General features: G+C 62.3%; 4 protein-coding genes. 3 read left to right on the forward strand and 1 reads right to left on the reverse strand.

Annotated elements, in window-relative coordinates:
- Positions 1-34: 34 nt before the first annotated feature.
- Positions 35-1,237: an ISKra4-like element ISGob7 family transposase gene (locus R5W23_RS06365; protein WP_456320362.1), complete on the reverse strand. Its 1,203-nt coding sequence runs from the start codon at positions 1,235-1,237 to the stop codon at positions 35-37.
- 339 nt (positions 1,238-1,576) lie between these two features.
- Between R5W23_RS06365 and R5W23_RS06370 the strand changes: the two genes are divergently transcribed.
- Genes R5W23_RS06370 through R5W23_RS06380 form a run of 3 tightly spaced genes read left to right on the forward strand, consistent with a single transcriptional unit; the run spans position 1,577 to position 2,711 of the window.
- The gene (locus tag R5W23_RS06370; RefSeq protein ID WP_320685612.1) at positions 1,577-2,020 is read left to right on the forward strand and encodes a helix-turn-helix domain-containing protein; all 444 of its coding nucleotides are present in this window, start codon (positions 1,577-1,579) and stop codon (positions 2,018-2,020) included.
- Positions 2,017-2,511 (forward strand): hypothetical protein, encoded by a 495-nt coding sequence (locus R5W23_RS06375; protein ID WP_320685613.1) that lies wholly within the window; start codon positions 2,017-2,019, stop codon positions 2,509-2,511. Before R5W23_RS06370 ends, R5W23_RS06375 begins: the two co-directional genes overlap by 4 nt.
- 17 nt (positions 2,512-2,528) lie before the next feature.
- Entirely contained in the window at positions 2,529-2,711 is a 183-nt protein-coding gene (locus tag R5W23_RS06380; RefSeq protein WP_320685614.1) for a hypothetical protein, read from the forward strand.
- The last annotated feature ends 7 nt before the right edge of the window (positions 2,712-2,718 follow it).

Raw genomic sequence — 2,718 nt, forward strand, 5'->3', positions numbered from 1 at the left:
ATAATCGATTCCAAACTTCAGCGCTACGCTGAACTTAAAAAGAGACTAATGCCCCCAGTTCGACAAACGGTGCCACATGCCCCAGATTCCATCTCGCCCCAGTTTGTTTCATTCTGATGTTGAGCAATTGCTTAACCGTTCCCTCCACCAACCCGCTTCCAATCGACTGCCCCCGCCGCAAACGCACCGCATAATTCAACCGCCCCTGTTGGCCACAAAAGTAATTCGATACGCCGCCCAAGGCGGCTCCGTCGCCTCCGGCGGGCATCTGCCCGGTCAGTTCTCCGATCCAGTCCACCAGCCCGGGATATCCGTCTTCCAGCAGCTTCGACTTGCCCCGGACAAACGCCGTCGCGGCTTGGCCCCCGGGACCGAACACCGCCTTCGCCCCGCTGGCGAGGTACTCCGCCCCATGCCAGAAGTCGAGGACCTGGGTCGCGTCACGGACGTGCTGCTCGGACACGTTCCACAACCACTCGGCCCCATCCCCCAGTACCGTCATTTGGCTCGAATCGGTCCACTCCAGTCGCGTGGCCTCGTCGTGACACCGCTTCCCGAACAGGCTCGCCTCCTCCACGGCCGCGATCACCGACCGCGCCAACGGGGTTGGCAGGTCGCGTCCCTCCCAGTCCATCGCCGTGGTGGGCGCACTTCGCTCGCGCCGGGCAAAAACGGCCATCTTGAGATCCCGCCAACCGTCCTCCACAGTGTTGACCTTGCCCGCGTCGATGTGCAACTCGCTGTCCACCGGCCGCTCGGTCCTGGCCGCGGCTTGGGCTCGGGTGAAGACTTCAGCGGTCGAGCGGTGTTGCCGGGTGGCGGTGGCCTGGGCCGCCGTGGCGTGGCAGAGTTGCCGGATGGTGTTGTCGTCCAATTCCCCGCCGACCACCTCGGCCAGAGTCACTTCGGCTTTGGCGAAGGACTGTTGGACGCCCAGCAAGACGGCCATCCGACAGGCGCCCGGGGTGACGTAGCCGCTGAGGCCCAGCCCGCGATCGGCTCCGAACTCGCCTTGCCCGCAAGTGGGGCAGTGGAAATACCTCCGCTCCAGTTCAATCGGACCAACGGCGGTCACAACCGTTCGGGTGTGCGGTCCTTTGGAGCGCCCGGGGTGCGTCTTCGCGCAGGTGCGGGCGCGCCCCCTTTTTGCTCGTCCTTCTCGATCCGTGAACCCAAGGCGGCACCGAGTGTGGTCCGCAACAGTTTGCGCCCTTGATCGAGTGCATGCTTCTCGCAGGCGGCCAGGACCGTGCCGTCGGGAGCTTCTTGGGCCAGACGATTCAGGTCCGTGAAATAGCCCAGCAGTTGTTCCAAGGCCAACCGTTCGGATTCGGTACTGTATTCTATAGTCAGCGTCGGCATCAGTATCCCTCCCAGATTGCCACGGCTTCCCCAGCCGGCTCCCATACCGTTCACAAATGCCAAAATCCAGAGGGGCACCCGCTCTCGGAACAGGGCCTTTCCTTATTTCACCTTGCTTACACGAGGGAACGTGGCTAGTGCAGTGTCAAGGCTAGGAATTTGGGTTGGGCTTGCGTTGGCAGAGTAGGATACTTGGGAGCACAAGGAGTCTCCCATGAACAAGAAGTATATCGTTCGGCTGTCGGCAGAAGAGCGTGAGAGTTGTCAGGGGATCATCAAGAATCTCAAGGGCTCGAGCCAGAAGTTTCGCCGGGCTCAGATCCTGCTCCAAGCGGATGCCGACGGACCCGGATGGACCGATGAGCGCATCGCCGAGGCGTACCACTGCCGCGTACAAACGGTCGAGAACGTCCGCAAGCGCCTGGTCACCGAAGGCTTCCAACGGGCTCTGGACGGCAAGAGCCGCCAGCAACCGCCCACGCCTTGCAAACTCGATGGCGAGGCCGAGGCGAAGTTGATCGCCATGCGGTTGGGCCAGCCGCCGGCGGGTTACGGGCACTGGACGTTGCAACTCCTCGCCGACCAACTGGTGGTTCTGGATGTCGTCGACTCGATCAGCCACGAGACGGTCCGCAAGGCGCTCAAAAAAACGGTATGACGAGACGCAAGATCGAGTATTGGGTGATGCCCCCGGAGCAAGACGCCGAGTTCGTGGCGTGCATGGAGGACGTGCTCGAAACCTATGCGGCCGCCTACGATCCGAAGCATCCGGTGCTGTGTATGGACGAACAACCGGTCCAGTTGCTGAAGGAAACGCGGGTGCCGATCGCCGCGACGAAGGAGCACGGCAAGCGTGTGGATTACGAGTACGAGCGCAACGGCACGGCGAGCATCTTCGTGTTCGCCGAGCCGCTCTCGGGGTTCCGACAGGCGACGGCCCGGGCACACCGGACCACGGCGGACTGGGCGATCGAAGTGGCTCGGATGCTGGACGGTCGCTACGCCGCGTGCGAGTACGTGACGTGGGTGTGCGACAACCTCAACACGCACACCAAGGGGGCGTTCTATGAGGCATTCGATCCCGCCGTCGCAGGGAGTACATCAGGCGGCTCCGGTTCTGCTACACCCCGAAGCACGGCAGTTGGTTGAATGTCGCCGAGTGCGAGTTGAGTTGCCTGACGAGCCAGTGCCTGAGCGGCCGCCGCATCGGTGAGCGGCTCGAACTGCAAGCGGAAATTGCGGCTTGGGCTGATAAGACGAATGCCAAGCAACGGGGTGTCGATTGGCAATTCCGCATCGAAAACGCCCGTGTGAAACTGAAGCGACTCTACCCCAAAATCAAGACTTGATGGGGCA

This window comes from Gemmata algarum (assembly GCF_034097035.1).
GTDB lineage: Bacteria > Planctomycetota > Planctomycetia > Gemmatales > Gemmataceae > Gemmata > Gemmata algarum.